15 protein-coding genes are annotated in these 16,347 nt (G+C 73.9%); 3 read left to right on the top strand and 12 right to left on the bottom strand.

Annotated elements, in window-relative coordinates; translation table 11 throughout:
- Positions 1-22: 22 nt before the first annotated feature.
- On the top strand, positions 23-835 hold the full coding sequence (locus FB462_RS07490) for a ParA family protein (RefSeq protein WP_114850858.1): 813 nt from the start codon (positions 23-25) through the stop codon (positions 833-835).
- Between the two features lie 417 nt (positions 836-1,252).
- Here the strand turns inward: FB462_RS07490 and FB462_RS07485 are convergent, their stop codons facing one another.
- The 7 genes from FB462_RS07485 to FB462_RS07455 all read right to left on the bottom strand — a co-directional run bounded on the left by FB462_RS07485 (position 1,253) and on the right by FB462_RS07455 (position 9,714).
- A complete protein-coding gene (locus tag FB462_RS07485) occupies positions 1,253-1,813 on the bottom strand; it encodes a MerR family transcriptional regulator (protein WP_058729221.1) in 561 nt (186 codons plus the stop codon).
- A gap of 202 nt (positions 1,814-2,015) precedes the next feature.
- A complete protein-coding gene (ftsR, locus tag FB462_RS07480) occupies positions 2,016-2,720 on the bottom strand; it encodes a transcriptional regulator FtsR (protein WP_141861119.1) in 705 nt (234 codons plus the stop codon).
- On the bottom strand, positions 2,720-3,199 hold the full coding sequence (locus FB462_RS07475; RefSeq protein WP_058742405.1) for an FHA domain-containing protein: 480 nt from the start codon (positions 3,197-3,199) through the stop codon (positions 2,720-2,722). The genes ftsR and FB462_RS07475 overlap by 1 nt, the downstream gene beginning before the upstream one ends.
- Before the next feature lie 198 nt (positions 3,200-3,397).
- Positions 3,398-5,047: a chitinase gene (locus FB462_RS07470; RefSeq protein WP_141861117.1), complete on the bottom strand. Its 1,650-nt coding sequence runs from the start codon at positions 5,045-5,047 to the stop codon at positions 3,398-3,400.
- A complete protein-coding gene (locus tag FB462_RS07465; protein WP_208738900.1) occupies positions 5,047-7,512 on the bottom strand; it encodes a glycosyltransferase family 2 protein in 2,466 nt (821 codons plus the stop codon). The genes FB462_RS07470 and FB462_RS07465 overlap by 1 nt, the downstream gene beginning before the upstream one ends.
- Positions 7,513-7,735: 223 nt before the next feature.
- Positions 7,736-8,716, bottom strand: coding sequence for a FecCD family ABC transporter permease (locus tag FB462_RS07460; RefSeq protein ID WP_141861115.1), 981 nt, complete (start codon positions 8,714-8,716; stop codon positions 7,736-7,738).
- A complete protein-coding gene (locus tag FB462_RS07455) occupies positions 8,713-9,714 on the bottom strand; it encodes a FecCD family ABC transporter permease (protein ID WP_229666898.1) in 1,002 nt (333 codons plus the stop codon). Before FB462_RS07455 ends, FB462_RS07460 begins: the two co-directional genes overlap by 4 nt.
- A gap of 229 nt (positions 9,715-9,943) precedes the next feature.
- On the opposite strand from FB462_RS07455, the gene FB462_RS07450 reads away from it, so the two are divergent.
- Positions 9,944-11,488 carry a S1C family serine protease gene (locus FB462_RS07450; protein WP_141861110.1) on the top strand — a complete coding sequence of 515 codons (1,545 nt, stop codon included), beginning with the start codon at positions 9,944-9,946 and terminating at the stop codon, positions 11,486-11,488.
- On the opposite strand, the gene FB462_RS07445 is transcribed toward FB462_RS07450, so the two are convergent.
- Positions 11,485-12,663, bottom strand: coding sequence for a hypothetical protein (locus tag FB462_RS07445; protein ID WP_141861108.1), 1,179 nt, complete (start codon positions 12,661-12,663; stop codon positions 11,485-11,487). The genes FB462_RS07450 and FB462_RS07445 overlap by 4 nt on opposite strands.
- Before the next feature lie 93 nt (positions 12,664-12,756).
- Entirely contained in the window at positions 12,757-13,071 is a 315-nt protein-coding gene (locus tag FB462_RS17500) for a ferrous iron transport protein A (protein WP_188868871.1), read from the bottom strand.
- 68 nt (positions 13,072-13,139) lie between these two features.
- Between FB462_RS17500 and FB462_RS07435 the strand changes: the two genes are divergently transcribed.
- A complete protein-coding gene (locus FB462_RS07435) occupies positions 13,140-13,502 on the top strand; it encodes an RNA-binding S4 domain-containing protein (RefSeq protein WP_114850849.1) in 363 nt (120 codons plus the stop codon).
- 25 nt (positions 13,503-13,527) lie between these two features.
- On the opposite strand, the gene FB462_RS07430 is transcribed toward FB462_RS07435, so the two are convergent.
- From FB462_RS07430 to FB462_RS07420, 3 genes are all read right to left on the bottom strand, one after another.
- Positions 13,528-14,478, bottom strand: coding sequence for a J domain-containing protein (locus FB462_RS07430; RefSeq protein ID WP_141861106.1), 951 nt, complete (start codon positions 14,476-14,478; stop codon positions 13,528-13,530).
- A gap of 77 nt (positions 14,479-14,555) precedes the next feature.
- Positions 14,556-15,242, bottom strand: a complete 687-nt coding sequence (locus FB462_RS07425) for a phosphotransferase (protein ID WP_167510042.1) — start codon at positions 15,240-15,242, stop codon at positions 14,556-14,558.
- 187 nt (positions 15,243-15,429) lie between these two features.
- Positions 15,430-16,320 carry an NUDIX domain-containing protein gene (locus tag FB462_RS07420; protein WP_141861102.1) on the bottom strand — a complete coding sequence of 297 codons (891 nt, stop codon included), beginning with the start codon at positions 16,318-16,320 and terminating at the stop codon, positions 15,430-15,432.
- Positions 16,321-16,347: the final 27 nt, after the last annotated feature.

Genomic DNA, 16,347 nt, shown 5'->3' with positions numbered 1-16,347 from the left:
ACTGGCGGTAACGTGGCTCACCGTGCATGTACTCAGCGTGAGCTCCCTCAAGGGTGGTGTCGGCAAGACGACGGTGACGCTCGGCCTGACTTCGGCCGCGTTCGCCAAGGGACTGCGCACGCTGGTGGTGGACCTGGACCCGCAGTCGGACGTCTCCACCGGCCTCGACATCGACATCTCCGGACACCTCAACGTCGCCGACGTCCTCGAGAACCCGAAGGAGAAGGTCGTCCGTCAGGCGATCGCCCCGTCGGGCTGGACGAAGGGCTCGCAGGGCAAGGTCGACGTGCTCGTCGGCTCCCCCTCGGCGATCAACTTCGACGGTCCGCACCCCTCCATCCGGGACATCTGGAAGCTCGAGGAGGCGCTGGCGAACGTCGAGCAGGACTACGAGCTCGTGCTCATCGACTGCGCACCCTCGCTGAACGCCCTCACCCGCACCGCCTGGGCAGCGTCCGACCGCGTCACGGTGGTCACCGAGCCGGGGCTGTTCTCCGTCGCGGCTGCCGACCGTGCCCTCCGCGCGATCGAGGAGATCCGTCGCGGTCTCTCCCCCCGGCTGCAGCCCCTCGGCATCATCGTGAACCGGGCCCGCGTCCAGTCGCTCGAGCACCAGTTCCGCATCAAGGAGCTCCGCGACATGTTCGGTCCGCTCGTCCTGTCACCGCAGCTGCCCGAGCGCACCTCGCTCCAGCAGGCCCAGGGTGCCGCGAAGCCCCTGCACGTGTGGCCCGGCGAGTCCGCGCAGGAGATGGCGCGCAACTTCGACCAGCTGCTCGAGCGCATCATGCGCACGGGCAAGATCGGCCCGTACGCCGAGGGCGGCGCCGCCTAGGTCCGTCGCGCGGTCCGGCGCGGGTCGGCCGGGGGCGTCGGCGAGCGAGCCAGATCTGTCCCGCTCGACCCTCCCCGGCGACGACCATTGCACACAGCGCAGCCAGCGCACGGCGTGTCCTGCACGTTCGGCGCCGACGGTCGTCCCCTTCACGCGCGCGCACGGTCGACCGCCGTGCAGCCGAGGCCTGGGCCGCGGCGCCGTCCGGACGGACAGCGGTACCCGTCGAGGGAGCAGGACACGCCGCGTGCTGTTCGTCGAGCGTGCACTTCCGGTCGGGCACGCCCGTCGAACGGGACAGAAATGGCGCGCTCGGCGAAGACAGGCTCGGGTGCGCACGGGCATGTCCGCGCACGGCGAGCGGGTGTGCGCGAGCGCGTGCTCGCGGATCGGAGGCGGCGCCTGCGCGCGCCGGCGTCAGGACGCGCGCGAAGCGCGGCGCGCTGCGAGCTCGTCGTCGGGGTCGGCCGCCGGGGTGGCGTCGAGCTCGACGAGGGAGCTCTCGACCTCGCGCAGGACCTTGCCCACCGCGATGCCGAAGACGCCCTGGCCGCGGGACACGAGGTCGATGACCTCGTCGTCGGAGGTGCACAGGTAGACCGAGGCGCCGTCCGACATGAGCGTCGTCTGGGCGAGGTCGGACACGCCCGACTCTCGGAGCTGGTTCACCGCGGTGCGGATCTGCTGCAGCGAGATGCCCGTGTCGAGCAGACGCTTCACGAGCTTGAGCACGAGGATGTCGCGGAAGCCGTACAGCCGCTGCGACCCGGAGCCGGCGGCCCCGCGGATCGTCGGCTGGACGAGCTCGGTGCGGGCCCAGTAGTCGAGCTGGCGGTACGAGATGCCGGCTGCACGGGCGGCGACGGTGCCGCGGTAGCCGTTCTGCTCGTCGTGTTCGGGGAGACCGTCGGTGAAGAGCAGGCCGAGGTCGTACCGGGTCATCTCGGACTCGGTACCGGGGGTGTCAGTCCCACTCATGTGCATGCCTTCCACGACGTTCGAGCTCACACCCGAAGGTTCAACGACGGGTTGAGAGTTGTTCCGAGGTCCACGGTAGCGACTCGGACGCGGTGCGCCCGGTACATCCGCCCCGGCGCGTCCGGCGTGTCGAGGATACGCCCCGACCACCGACGACCGACAGGTGCAGCTGTCCGCCGGAGCAGGTCGATCGACCGGGGTGTCATCCGTCGAGACGACCGATGGCCGAGCGGATCAGGCTCGACCGGATGACCTCGAGGTGCGCCGCGATCTCCCGTGCGAGCTCGGTGGCCTTCGCCCGCGAGGTGGCGTCACCGCGACGGGACACCGGCATGAGGGCGGACTCGATCAACCCGACCTCGCGCTCGGCCACGCCCCGCATGGTGCGGAGGTGCCGCGGCTCGATGCCGGTCCGCTGCAGTTCGACGAGCGCCTTGAGCACCGCGACCGAGTCGTCGGCGTAGGTGTCCGCGGCGGGGAGCAGCGAGGCCGAGACGGCGTCGGACAGGAGCATCGGCGTGGCCCCGGCCGCCCGGATGGTCTCGTCCCGTGTGAAGCGCCGCTCTCGCGCGAGGATCGACGGCTTCGGCGCGTCCCCACCACCGGGGAGGACGGGGTCGCGCCCCGCGTCGAGGTCGGCGAGGTAGTCCTTGATGACCTTGAGCGGCAGGTAGTGGTCGCGCTGCAGGCCGAGCACGATGCGGAGCCGCTCGACGTCGGCCGCCGAGAACTTCCGGTAGCCGCTCGCCGTGCGGATCGGCGTGACGAGCTCGCGTTCCTCGAGGAAGCGCAGCTTGGAGCTCGACAGGTCCGGGAAGTCGGGCTTGAGGCGTGCGATGACCTGCCCGATGGTGAGCAGGTCCGGGACCGCGGACCCCGCCCGGGCCGCGGCGGACCGCGCCGCCACTACGCGTTCGCCAGGCGCGCCAGGTCGACCCGGGAGGCGTAGAAGGTGAGGCGGAACTTGCCGACCTGGACCTCGGACCCGTCGGTGAGCAGCGCTTCGTCGATGCGGACGCCGTCGAAGTACGTGCCGTTGAGCGACCCGTTGTCCTTGACGCTGAAGGCCGTCCCGTGCCGCAGGAACTCGGCGTGCTTGCGCGAGACCGTCACGTCGTCGAGGAAGATGTCGGCGTCCGGGTGGCGCCCGGCCGTCGTGACGTCGGAGTCGAGGAGGAACCGCGCACCCACGTTCGGACCGCGGCGCACGACGAGGAGCGCCGATCCGGACGGGAGCGCGTTGATCGCGTCGCGTTCCTCGGTCGAGACCCCCGACTCCGCGGTGAGTGCTGCCCCCATGTCCATGCTGAAGGTCAGGGTGGTGTCGACCAGCCGCTGTTCCGGGGTCTTCTGACCGTCCGGCTGCGGAACCACTGGCTCTGGCATCGTGGACCTCCTCCTCTTGGCGCACCAGCGTATCGGAAACGGGTGACTCTCCGGCAGCCCCGAACGGGGCCGTGGACAAGTCGGGATCACGCGTACAGCGAACGTACCGGGAACACACCGATGACGGCCTGGAGGCACGGTGCCAGCTGGCACCGTGCCTCCAGGCCGCCGACCGGCCAGAAGTCGGTCACTGCCCGGTCACCGCCCGACGGACGGCGACGCGGTCGGTGACCCCGTCGGCGCAGCGGATGCCGGTACGGACGGCGCGCCGGTGGCGGCCGACGACGGGATCGACTTCCCGGCCCGCTGGTCCGCGAGGATCCGCTCGATCTCCGCGTCCTTGAGCCGCACCCAGGGCGACCCGTCGGGGTCGCTCGTCGACGCCTCGGGGCTGTCGCCCGTGTTCCACCACTTCGCCTGGTACGGCACGCCGTGGAACAGGACCCGGTCGCCGGTGTCGTGGACCGCCTCGCCCGACCAGGCTGGGAAGGTCCCCACCGGGAGCGTCAGCGGCTGCACCGGGCGCTCCCCCGGCAGCACCGGGCCCACGAGTCGCCACGGCGTCTCGTACGCGCTCAGCACCGGGTCGTCGGGCAGGTCGCCGGAGGTCCACCACTTCGCCTCGTAGACGTTGTGGTGCCAGACGATCTTCGTGCCCTCGAGGTAGGCGGCGTCCGCGCTCCACACCGGGTACGGGCTCGTCGAGGGGTCGTCCGTCGGCTGCTCGGTGGCGCTCGGCTCGGCCGTCGTCACGTCGCCGGCCGCCGCGGTGATGCGACCACCGAAGCCCTTGCCGAGCACGTCCGCGAAGAGCTGGCCGCCCTGGTCGACCCCGGAGCACGAGTTCGACACGGTCGACAGGTTGACGTAGTTCGTCCCGCACGTGGTGTCGCGGTTGAGCGACCACATGGACATCCGGCCGAGCCCCTGGTCGCGTGCCCAGGCGTTGAGCTTCCGCGCGTCGGCGAGCCCGAAGACCTCGTCACGGACGTCGTTCTGACCGATCATCGGCGTCGCGCCGACCTTCCGCCAGAGCGTCGCGTCACCGAGGGGCGTGCCGGCACGGTCGTACAGGACCCCGAGCTGCCGGTGGACCTCCTGCAGGGTCTGCACCGAGGCCGAGTACATGCTCTGGCTCGACCCCTTCCCCTCGCCGAAGTCCATCGTCATCGCGTTGACACCGGCCAGGTCGACGCCGGCCGCCAGGAACTGCGACACCGCCGTCGTGCCGTCCGTGGTCAGCCCGGACGGCGCCGCCGGCAGGGTCAGCCACACGGCGAGGGGGTGCCCCGCCGCCCGGCGTGCCTGCTGGAGCTCGGCGACCGCGGCCGCCCGGCGCTCACCCCCGGCGCGGTTCGTCAGGTCGTCGCCCTCGACGTCGAAGTCGACGGTGCTGACGTCGTACCGCTGCACCACCGACGCGTACGCGGCGACGAGGTCCTTCGGGTCGGTGCAGGTCGTCGCGAGCTCGTCGTTCGCGAGACCGCCGAACGAGACGCCGACCTCGCCGTCCTGCTGCTCGAGCCGGGCGATCCGGCGGTCGAGGTCGAGCGTGTCCGCGGCGCCGTCCAGCGTGTACGCGGAACCCCAGGTCGGCGTGCAGGCGGCGTCGTGGTCGGCGACCACGAAGGACAGCATGACGTCTCGGCCTCGGGCGGACTTGACGTCCTCGAACGCGAAGGTCGGCGTGACCGTCACGTCGGTGTAGGCCGCGAACCACGGCTTCTCGGACTCGGCGGCGTGGGCGGACTGCCAGCGGTCGAAACCGACGTACCCACCGGCACCGACGGCGACGACGGCCAGGACCGCGACGGCGACGCGGAGCGGCGACAGGCGACGCGCGGCCATCAGGCGGCGCTCCGCTCGTCGGCGCGGGCGGTGCCCTGATCGGCGCGGGCCGGGCCCTGCTCGGCGGCGCGGGCCGCCCGGCGACTGTCCGGCGTCGCGGTGTGCGGCGACCGGACCGCCTGCGGGCCCGTCGAGACGACGTGCTGCTCGGTCAGGGTCCGGCCGCGGTCACCGAAGTACAGCACCGCGCGCCAGTCCTCGGTCACGACCACCGGCTCCGGCACGAGCCCGCGGCGCGCCCGGCGCCGCTCGCTCCGTGCGGCCTTCCGGGCCTCGCGACGGGAGCGCCGCGCCTCCGGGTCGTAGTACATCCACGCCGTCGCCCACATCCAGACGTCGACGACCGAGTTCCACACACCGATGTACGCGACGATCGCGTACGAGGCGAGGACCGCGTTGAACACCGCGAAGGCCGCGTTGCCCCAGTTGTGCGCCTGGGCGTCGCGGGCGAACGTGAACACCGAGAACAGCACCATCGCGTACGGGGCGAGGACGTAGAGCGCCGGGGCCGCTGTCCGGTCGCGGACCTTCGGCGTGCGGGCGAACGGGATCTTCTTCGCCGTGAGCATCTGCTGGACGCTCTTGAGCACCCCGGCGACGTTCACCGGCATGAGCACGAGGTTGAAGCCGTAGATCCGGAATACGTCCGAGCGCTTGTAGCCGCAGTACCGCAGGTCGCTGCCGAGCATCCAGAAGTACGGCAGCGCGGCGAGCAGGACCATCGGGCTGAGCAGGCGCGAGTCGTACGGGTAGGCGAGCAGGAAGATCAGCCCGAACGACGCCCAGGCGATCGACGCCATGTAGTTCACGCGGAGTGCCATCTCGACGACGCCGACCCGTTCGCCCCGGGCGCGGCGCTCGCGGACCTGCCGGATGTACTTCGGCAGGATGAGGAGTCCGCCGTTCGCCCAGCGGCGGCGTTGGACGACGAGCGACCCGAAGTCCGGCGGCGTCGCACTGTACGACAGCCGCTCGGGGTAGTTCACGAGCGTCCAGCCGTGCATGCCGAGGTCGACGCTCGACTCGGTGTCCTCGATCACCGTGCGGTCCTGGACGAACCGGCGGACCTCGAAGCCGCCGACGGTCTCGACCTCCTCGATGTCCCGCAGCGCCCGCGTCCGGATCACGGCGTTCGCGCCGACCCAGAAGGTCGCGGCGTACCGGGACATGCCCTGGTGCAGGATGTGCTGGATGTCGGTCGTCGCGCCCGCCAGCCGCTCGATGCGGGTCGCCGCGCCCCGGAAGGACGAGTACGGCGTCTGCGTCACCGCGACGCGCTCGTTCTCGGGCTGCTCGAGGAAGTACACGAGCCGGAGGCAGTAGTCGCGGAGCAGGACCGAGTCGGCGTCGAGGGTGAGCAGGTAGTCGGACGCGGGGAGGACGAGGTCCGCGGCGGACTCGTCGGCGACCGGACGGAGCACGGTGCCGGACGCGGTCTCGTCGGCGACGTAGGCCCCGCCGAGCAGCCCGATGTAGGCGTTGAGGTTCATCGCCTTGTTCGCCTCGTGCGACAGGTTCGCGTAGCGCTTCCGCTCGAACGTCGTCACCTCGGCGGTGAAGGTCCACGCGAGGCGGCGGTGCAGCTCGAGCACGCGCTCGGACGTGACCTCGGTGACCGTGGTCCCGCCGGCGACGGCGCTGTCGACCGCGGCCCCGAGCGCCTCGGCGGTCAGCCGGAGGTCGTCGGCGAGCCCGGTGAGCACCTGGTCGTGGAAGAAGTGGTCGACGTGGTCGACGACCTCGTGCTCGCGGGCGTGCCGCCGGAGCCAGGCGTCCGCCCAGCGGTGGTGCTCGACGAGGGCGCGCAGGGTCTCGACGCTCGCGCACGGGGTCCGGGACGCCTCGACCTCGGCCGCGAACAGGGCCTCCTGGAACCGACGGGACGGTGCGGCGAGCTGCTGCTGGATCGACGTGGCGACGGCCCGGGTGCGGTCGAGCTTGGCGGCGGTCTCCGGGTCGGTCGGGAACGGGGCGTCGTCGACGAGCAGGACGATGCGGAGCGCGGGGTACTCCTGCAGCGCGGCCGACCAGAGCGTCGTCGCGACGACGTCGGGTTCCTCGGCGTAGCTCGGCACGAGGACGGTCATCGGTGCGGTGTGACCGGTCGCGAAGTGGCGGTCGAGCTCGGCGCGGGGCACGCGGACGTGGGTCGCGAAGCGCTCGAGGGCACCCTGGCGGGCGACCAGGTGCATGAGCGCCGAGAACGTCAGGAACGTGACGACCACCAGGTACGACAGCGCCTCGGTCGTGAAGCGGAAGCTCTCCGTGCCGTAGTCGAGGAACTGCCGGATCACGGTGTACACCACGTAGGCGACCCAGAAGGCGATGGTCAGGATGATGGCGACCCGGCCGGAGACGAGCTTCCGGTCGCTGGGTCGCGCGTGCAGGGTGTCGAGCGGCTGGGTCCGCCGCTCGGAACCCCACTGCCGGCGTCGCGCGGGGGCGGCGCCTCGGTGTTCGGTCATGTCGGTCGTCGTCCTTCGGTGCACGTGGACCAGCGGCCCGTCGGGTCGGGAGCTGTCGGGGAGCCCGTGCGGTCGCGACGACCGTACGGCCGACGGTCGGCTCGCGGGGACCCTCGGACGGGGGGTCGAAGGGGTGTCGTGCGGGAAGCCGCCAGGACGTTGCGCGACGCCGCTGCGGACCTCGCGGGATCGACGCAGCAACGCGCGCCCGCGCCCGGCTCCGTCAGCGCCCGCGTGCCAGCAGCCAGAGCAGGTACGGCGCGCCGACGACCCCGGTGACGACGCCGACCGGCAGCGCGTTCCCCGGGATCGCGAACTGCGCGACGAGGTCGCTCGCGAGCGTGATCGCCGCACCGACCGCCGCGGTGACCCCGAGCGCGACCCGCCCGTTGCCGACCAGTCGTCGGGCGATCGGCGCCGCCATGAGCGCCACGAACGCCACCGGCCCCGCGGTCGCCACGGCCCCCGCGGTCAGGCACACCGCGGTCAGGAGCAGGAGCACCTTCGCGCGGTCGGGTCGGAGTCCGAGCGCGGCCGCGACCTCGTCCCCGAGGGCGAGGACCGTCAGCCGGCGCGACTGCACGAGGGCGGCCGCGAGCAGCACGACGACCGCGACGCCGAGGATCCCGACGAGCCCGCGGTCGACGGCGTTCAGGCTGCCGGACAACCACAGGAGCGCCGTGCCCGCCTGCTGCACGCTCCCCGAGGTGAGCATCCACCCAGTGATGCTCAGGCAGATCGCGGCGACCCCGATGCCGACCAGCACGACCCGGTTGCCGGTGATCCCCCGCCGCCAGGACAGCGCCGCGATCACGATCGACACGAGCACGGCCCCGACGACCACGACGGCGAACAGCGTCCCGCCGCTCGCGCCGAACAGCACGATCGCGGTGAGCCCGGCCGCGCTCGCCCCGGACGTGATGCCGATCACGTCCGGGCTCGCGATCGGGTTCCGGACCACGCTCTGCACGATGCCGCCGGCGACCCCGAGGGCCGCCCCGACGAGCACGGCGCCGGCGACCCGCGGACCGCGGAGCTGCCCGATCACGAAGTCGGAGACCGTGTCGCCGCGCCCGACGAGCGCGGCGCCCACCTGCAGCGGCGACAGCGGGATCTCCCCGACGCCGAGCCCGACGGTCACCAGGGCGACGAGGACCAGGAGGACGGCGCCGAGGACGGTGACCTCGCGGCGGACGGCGCTCACAGGCCGGTCACCACGCGTGAACGGACGAGCCAGATGAACACCGGCGCGCCGATGAGCGCGGTCACGATGCCGACCTGCAGCTCCCCCGGGTACGCGACGACCCGGCCGACGACGTCGGCGACGAGCAGGAGCGCGGGCGCGACGAGGGCGGACAGGAGGATCGTCCAGCGTTGGTCGGGTCCGCTCAGTCGGCGGACGGCGTGCGGCACGGCCAGGCCGACGAAGGCGATCGGCCCGGCGGCGGCGACGGCCGACCCGGCGAGCAGGACCGTGACGACACCGCCGACGACCCGCACGAGGACGACCCGCTGCCCGAGCGACGCCGCGAGCTCGTCACCGAGCGCGAGGGTGTTCAGGGAACGGCCGAGTCCGGCGGCGACGACGAGCCCGACGAGCACCGGCACGGCGATCACTGCGGCCGTGCCGAGGTCCTTGCCGGCGAGCGCCCCGACCTGCCAGAACCGCAGCTGGTCGAGCAGGCTCTGGCTCGTCACCAGGACCGCCGTGGTGATCGACGACAGGGCGGCGGCCACGACGGCCCCGGCGAGCGCGAGCCCGACCGGGGAGAGGCCGCGGCGGGCGAGCGCGGCGACCCCGTAGACCAGGAGCGCGGCGAGGCCGGCGCCGACGAACGCGAAGGGCAGGTACGCGGCGGTGCCGCTGATGCCGAACACGGCGATGCCCACCACCACCGCGAGGGCCGCGCCGGCGTTGATGCCGAGGACGCTCGGGTCGGCCAAGGGGTTCCGTGTCACGCCCTGCATGACGGCACCGGCGCCCCCGAGGGCGGTGCCGGCGAGCAGTCCGACGACGGTGCGGGGCACGCGGTTGCCGAGGACGATGAGCCCGATCTCGTCCTGCCGTCCCGGGTGCAGGACCGTGCCGAGGACGGTGCCGAGCGGGATCGGCCGCGAGCCGAAGGCCACCGAGAGCGCCACCGCGACGGCGAGCACGACCACTGCGGTCACCGCGGCGCCGACGAGTCGTCCGCGGGACACCGGCTCTGGCCGTGGCCGGAGGAGCGGAGCGCGGCGGAGGCGGGGACGGGGGCGGGGAGCGGACGCGTGCATGGGCAGTGGTGCAAGCCTATGCGCGTGCCCTGCTCGGCGGCCCCCGAGGAACCCCGGAGCAGCCACCGGGTTCGTTCATAGGCTCGTCATGGGTTCGGCGCCTGTACTGGGTCCCACGACGCTCGACCAGGGCGCCGAGGACGACCGGAGAGCACCGATGAACGAGACCCCGAACCCCGCAGCGGCCGACGACGAGCACGACGCGCAGCAGGCACCGCGGACCGAGTGGGAGGCGCCGCACGCCGACCGCACCACGCTCCGCCCGGCGTACGCGTTCGACGGCAGCGGCCCCTACCTGTACGGCGCCGACGGCTCGGGCCCCTACGCCTACACGCAGGACGGACGCGGCCCGTACCTCGTCGGCTCCGCGGCGCTCCTCGGCGGGGCGTCGCTCGGCAACCCCGCCGGTGCGCACGGCCAGCAGCACTGGGCCGGTGCCGCCGCCGCCGCGGACCACGCCGGCGGCTGGGCGCACGCCGGTGGCTGGGCGCACACCACCGGGAAGAACGGCAAGCCCCGTCGGCTCGGCCTGGTGATCGGCTCCGGCGTCGCGGCGCTCGCGATCCTCGGCGCCGCGGGCGGCACGGCACTCGGCCTGTCCACGCAGCACACCACGACGACGTCGAGCCAGACGCAGGGCACCCTGCCCGACACCGGCTCCGGCACGGGCACGGGCGGGTCCGGGACGAACGGCTTCACCGTCCCCGGGTACGGCGACGGCAGCGGGACCGGCGGCAGCGGCACGGGTGGGACGGGCACCGGTTCCGGCACGGCGACCGAGTCGGCCGCCACCGCCGCGACCGCCGCGCAGAAGAAGGGCGTCGTCACGATCGACACGGTCCTCAACTACGACGCGTCGTCGCAGGCCGCCGGCACCGGGATGATCCTGACCTCGGACGGGACGATCCTGACGAACAACCACGTCGTGCAGGGCGCGACGAGCATCACCGTGACGGACGAGACGACCGGCAAGCAGTACGACGCCGAGGTCGTCGGCACCGACGCCACGCACGATGTCGCCGTCCTCAGGCTCAAGGACGCCTCCGGGCTCTCCACGGTCACGCTGGACGACGACGGCGGCGCGAAGACCGGCGACGCGATCACCGACGTCGGCAACGCCGGCGGCACGGGCGACCTGGTGTCCGCCCAGGGCACCGTGACCGCGACCGACCAGGACATCCAGGTGCAGAGCGAATCCGGCACCGGGACCGAGTCGCTGCAGGGGCTCCTGCAGGTCGCCGCGGACATCGTGTCGGGTGACTCCGGCGGCCCGGTGCTCGACAGCGAGGGCGAGGTCGTCGGCATGGCGACCGCCGCGTCCTCGGGGTCGGCGGACGTCACGGGCTACGCCATCCCGATCGCGACGGCGAAGTCCATCGCGGACGAGATCCTCGCCGGGCACGCGTCGGACACGATCACGATCGGCCTGCCGGCGTTCCTCGGGGTCGAGGTGAGCGGAACCGCCACGAGCGGCGGCGTCGCGGTCGCCGGGACGGTCGCGAACTCGGGCGCCGCCCTGGCCGGGCTGACCGAGGGCGACACGATCACGAGCCTGGACGGCTCCGCGGTCACCTCGAGCGACGCCCTCACGGCGGCGATCCGCGCCCACTCGGTGGGTGACGAGGTGACGGTCGGCTACACCGACGCCACGGGCGCCGCGAAGACCGTCACAGTCACCCTGACCGCGGGTCCGGCCGCCTAGGCGGCCGGCGCGGCGAGCACCGCGCGCACCACGCTCCGGTACACGTTGGCCGGGGAGTCCGTCCGGAAGGACGTCTCCCCGGCCGTCGTGCGTCCGACGCGCGCGAAGCCGTGCCCGGCAGCGTGCACGATCGTGACGGGCTCCGGACGGCCGGGACGCAGCAGGTGCGAGACGGTCCACGGGGCGGACCAGAACCGGGCCAGCCGCGGGTCGCCCTCGGCGACCGACGCGGGCAGGTCCGGCGCGTCGGTACCGCCGCCGACGCGGCGACCCAGCAGGTCCGCCCGGAGCGACCCCGTGCGGAACGGGAAGGTCCACGTCGGACCGATGCCGAGCCTCCCGGCCAGCAGCGCGACGACCCGTTCCGGCGTGGCGGAGCCGACCACGACGTCGTCCGTCCCGTCGACGACGGTGTCGGACCAGGCCTGGAGGCGCGTTCGCCGCCCGTCGGGCAGGTGCTGTTCCAGCGTGACCGGCTGGGTGCCCTCCTGCCAGGGTGCGAGGAGCGCCTGCGTGGACTCGGGCAGGGTGCCGAGCCGGCCGACGAGGCCGGCCTCGACGAGCTCGCGGCCCGCCTCGGTGCGGAGGAGGGTGGGGTTCCAGCGGCGGCCGACCAGGCCCTGCAGGGTGGCGAGTGCGGCGACGCTCACCCGCGGTCCGTCGAGGACCGGTGCGGGCGCGGGGGCGGGCAGCGGCTCGAGGTCGCGCTGCGGGCGTGCCGGGGTCGGCTCGGTCGCACGGACCGACTCGAGCACGGCGAAGACGAGGTCGTCGGTGGCGACGAGCCGGCGGAGCGGACGTTCGACGGTGACGTCGACCCGGTGCCGACCGGTGACGAACAGCAGGTGCGCACCGGCGACGTCGCCGCCCTCGGTCCACTCGTCCGCGGTGGGTCGGACGTACTCGACGAGGCGTGCGGGGGCCCCGGCCGCGGTCCACGCGTCGGAGCCGATCAGGCGCAGCCCCCCGACGGACCCGGGGAGCCGTTCGAGGAGGCTCGTGTGCTCCTCGGCGATCGTCCGGTCGCTCGGGCGGGACCGGACGGTGAGCGCGACGTCGTCACCGGTGATGCGGAGGTCCGCCTGCTGCGCGTCCTCGCGGTGCCAGTGGTCGGGGCGGTGGAGGGTCAGCCGGGCGGTCCGGTCCTCGGTGCCGAGCGGGACGGGGACGACCATGCCCCGAGGCTACGGGTGGGCCGCTGCGTGGTCGGGTCGCCTCGCCGCAGCAGGGCGAGGTGGGCGGTCCGGCGCGGGGGTCAGGTGCGGGGGTCAGGTGCGGCGAGGCCGTGGTGCCGGGGGTGGCGGGACGGGCTTCGCGGCGACGACGGCGTCCAGGGGCACGACGACCGTGCCGCGGCGGGTCGCGATCGACACCGTCCTCGGGGTGCGGGCGACGAGCTCGCCGAGGGCGTCCCGGGCGCCGTCGCCGTGGTGTGCGCGGACGACGAGCCGGTCCCCGGGGGCGGCGGTGGCGAGGACTGCGAGGGCGCGGGCGCGAGCGAGCGCGGCGGGGTCGGACTGCGGGGTCGGGTCGGACGGCGTCGCCGCGGGCTGGGTCGCGTCGGGCTCGTCGGACTGGGGCACGGCTGCGAGCCTAGGGTGCGGGGACGGCCGCAGCCTGGGACGCGGGGACGGCCGCGTAGGGTGGTCGAGTGGAGAAAGCGCGCGTGGACAGCTGGATCTGGGCGGTGCGGATCACGAAGACCCGCTCGGCCGCGACCGCCGCGTGCAAGGCCGGGCACGTCCGGGTGAACGGCGAGCGGGCGAAGGCCGCGCAGCCGGTCGCCCCCGGGGACGAGGTGCGGGTCCGCCAGAACGGCTTCGACCGGATCGTGGTCGTCCGCGGCATCATCCTGAAGCGGACGAGCGCCCCGGAGGCCGCGAAGCACTTCGAGGACCGCACCCCGCCGCGGCTCCCCCGCGAGGAGGCCGGCTTCGTCCCGACCCGAGAGCGCGGTGCCGGACGCCCGAGCAAGCGGGAGCGCCGGGACCTGGAGAAGCTCCGCGGGTACTGAGGCGGTCCCCCCGCGCAGCGCGCGGTCAGACGAAGCGGACGGTCTGCTGCAGCTGGTCGCGCACCGCGAAGACGTCAACGTTGCCCTCCGGGGACCACACGCCGTTCAGGACCTGCCGGAGCGCGCTGCGGCGGACCACGAAGGCCGTCGGCTTCCGCGCGGGCCCGACGACCTGCACGTCCTCGTCCACCGCGGTGTCGGGCACGACCAGCAGCCTGCCGGTGAACCGGACGCGCGTCTGCTTCTGCACCGCGCGGGCCGCCCGGACGAGCTCCTTGACGGGGCGCTCCCCCGGCGCCAGGGTCTCGCCGGTGACCTCGCCGTGCTCGATGCGGACGGGGCCGCCCCAGTCGATCGACTCGACGGCCCAGAGCCCGGCGGTGGTGAGGACGGCGTGGTCGAGCTTGCCCTCGGCGCCGGCGTCCAGGTCGTGCCACACGGTCACGCCGATGCCCATGTCCGCGACGATCGACGCGGTCGCCTCCTCCGCCAGGGCCTCGCCGAGCAGGCGCCGGACGTGCCGGGGTGCCGAACGGACGAGCACGGGGTCGTAGGGGTCGTCGATCGGGTCGCCGAGTCCCACCCACTCGCGCTCCGCCTGCAGGAAGACCTCGCGGGACCGGCCGCCGGGGTGGCCGTGCGACCGGGCGCGCGGACGGGAGTCACGGCGCGCGGCCGGCGGCGCGTACGCGTCGCGGCCGGGGTCGCTCCGCCAGCTCGACGACCCGGACGGCCCGCTCGTGCCGGCGGACCCCGACGTCGCCCGGGACCCGGCGTCGTACGCACGACGGGCAGCGGGGGTGCCGATGCGCTCCCACGCGACCTGGACCTGCCGGAAGCGCCGGGCGTCCCCGCCCAGGTCGGGGTGGGATTCGCGGGCGGCCCGGCGGTAGGCGCGACGGAGCTCGTCGTCGTCGGCGGTGGGGAGGACGCCGAGCACCTCGTACGGGGTGGCGTCGGCCGGGCTGTCGGTCATGGCCTCCCGACGCTACCGGACGATCCGTCGGAGTCCGCCGCGTGCGGGCTGCACGCTGCCTGGGCGCGGTCCGTCCGTCAGAGCGCGGTGACCGCCTGGTGGATCGCGTCCGCGTTCGCCTCGATGTACGCCACGTCGGCCCGGTAGAGCTCGGCGTGGCCGTGCTCCAGGTCGCTGATGAACTTCGGGTTGCCGGCGGCGGCCTCGGTCTCCATGGTCGTCACGAGGGCGACGAGCGAGGCGGTCATCGTCTCGACGAGCACCCCGCGGGACCGGTCGTCGAGCTCGTAGGCGCGGCAGAACTCCGCGGCCCGCTCGAGTCGCTCGTCCAGGGTCGGGGCCGTGCTGCCCTCGACCTGGCCGGTGGTGAACGGGGCGAACCGGTACACCGCGCTCGCGACGTCCCACACCCGCGGACCGGGGTGCGCGGTGTCGAAGTCGATGAGCCCGACCGCCGCGATGCCGTCGTAGACGCAGTTGTACGGCGCGAAGTCGCCGTGCACGATCGTCTCGACCGGCAGGCGTTCGGCCTGCGACCACACGTCGGTCGCGCTGCGCGGGTACGTGGCCGCGGCGTCGTGGTACTGCCGGAGCAGGCGCGCGGAGGTGACGAGGGCCGCCTCGCCCGCGATCTCGGCGCTCCACGGGTAGTTGCCCGCGACGCCGGGCACGAAGGTGACCGTCTCGAGCGCGTCGCCGAGGGCGATGGGCTCGGGCGCCGCGACGAAGCCCTGCTCGTGCAGGTGCGTGAGCAGCTGGTGCACCGTCGGCGTCCAGGGCCCGGCTGGGCGGTGGACGCGGTCGTCGGCTCTCGTGACACGCTCCATCGTGACCTCCTGTCGGCACGTCCCCGTCGACGTGGGCGCCAGCGTATCGGCACGGAGGCCGGTCCGTCACGGTTCGGTCACGATGCGCGTCGCACGGCGACCGGAACCGGAGCCCGGCGGTCGCTCAGCCCTGCTCGCGGAACCACCCGGGACCGCGGACCTCGGCCCCGAGCGCCCCGACGCGTTCACGCAGCTCACGGTCCGCCGTGACGACCACGACGGGCGCGTCGCCCGCATCGACCGCGGCCGCCGTCGCCGCGACCACGGCGTCGTCCCCGGACCCCTCGGCGCGCACCACGGTCACGTCCGCACCGACGTCGTCCGCACCGCGCGCGGCGCCCTCGAGCACCACGGTCCAGCGTGGCCACCACCGGTCGAACCCGAGCCCGAGGGCGTCGGCGGGCAGCCCGGCCGCGGCGAGCGTCGACACGGACGCCAGCAGTCGCGACGCCGCACCGGCGCGGTCCTTCCACCAGCCGTCGGGCACGCTGCCGACGACGTTCGCGGCGTCGACGACGACGTGCGGGGTGGTCGTGATGGCGTCGCGGAGCGCCGGCCAGGAGGCGCCGAAGCCCGGGTGCAGCGGCAGGTCGAGGACCTGGTCGAGCGGGATCCAGGACAGCGCGAGGCTCTCGCGGTCCGCGATCACCGGGTCGAACGGCCGGGAGGCGCGGCCCACCACGGTCGTGTAGGTCCAGAACCCGAGGTCGAGGACGGCCGTGTGGCGCAGGTCGACACCGTCCTCGGGTACCCCGGCCTCTTCCGCGGACTCGCGGAGCGCGCCGGTGACGGCGTCCTCGCCCTGGTGCCGGGCGCCGCCGGGGATGCCCCAGGTGCCGCCGTGGTGGCTCCACTCGACGCGGTGCTGCAGGAGCACGCGGCCGTGACCGTCGTCGACGAGCAGGCCGGCGGCGCCGAAGCGGCCCCACGCCTTCGTCCCGTCGGGTCCGACCGCCCACGCGTCGCCGGGGTCGCGCGGACCGGGCGGGGGTCCGGGAGGCGTCGGATGTGGCACCCGTCAACCCTGGCACACGGGCCCCCT

The sequence above is a fragment of the Curtobacterium citreum genome (assembly GCF_006715175.1).
Taxonomy (GTDB): Bacteria; Actinomycetota; Actinomycetes; order Actinomycetales; family Microbacteriaceae; genus Curtobacterium; species Curtobacterium citreum.
Note: the sequence above shows the minus strand (reverse complement) of the source record. Positions and strands in the feature narration are given on the sequence as shown.

Excerpts from the sequence above, each read along its gene's own strand:
- FB462_RS07450 (WP_141861110.1), top strand. The coding sequence starts at position 9,944 with ATGAACGAGACCCCGAACCCCGCAGCGGCCGACGACGAGCACGACGCG.
- FB462_RS07475 (WP_058742405.1), bottom strand. The coding sequence starts at position 3,199 with ATGCCAGAGCCAGTGGTTCCGCAGCCGGACGGTCAGAAGACCCCGGAA.
- FB462_RS07465 (WP_208738900.1), bottom strand. The coding sequence starts at position 7,512 with ATGACCGAACACCGAGGCGCCGCCCCCGCGCGACGCCGGCAGTGGGGT.
- FB462_RS07470 (WP_141861117.1), bottom strand. The coding sequence starts at position 5,047 with ATGGCCGCGCGTCGCCTGTCGCCGCTCCGCGTCGCCGTCGCGGTCCTG.
- FB462_RS07485 (WP_058729221.1), bottom strand. The coding sequence starts at position 1,813 with ATGAGTGGGACTGACACCCCCGGTACCGAGTCCGAGATGACCCGGTAC.
- FB462_RS07430 (WP_141861106.1), bottom strand. The coding sequence starts at position 14,478 with ATGACCGACAGCCCGGCCGACGCCACCCCGTACGAGGTGCTCGGCGTC.
- FB462_RS07445 (WP_141861108.1), bottom strand. The coding sequence starts at position 12,663 with ATGGTCGTCCCCGTCCCGCTCGGCACCGAGGACCGGACCGCCCGGCTG.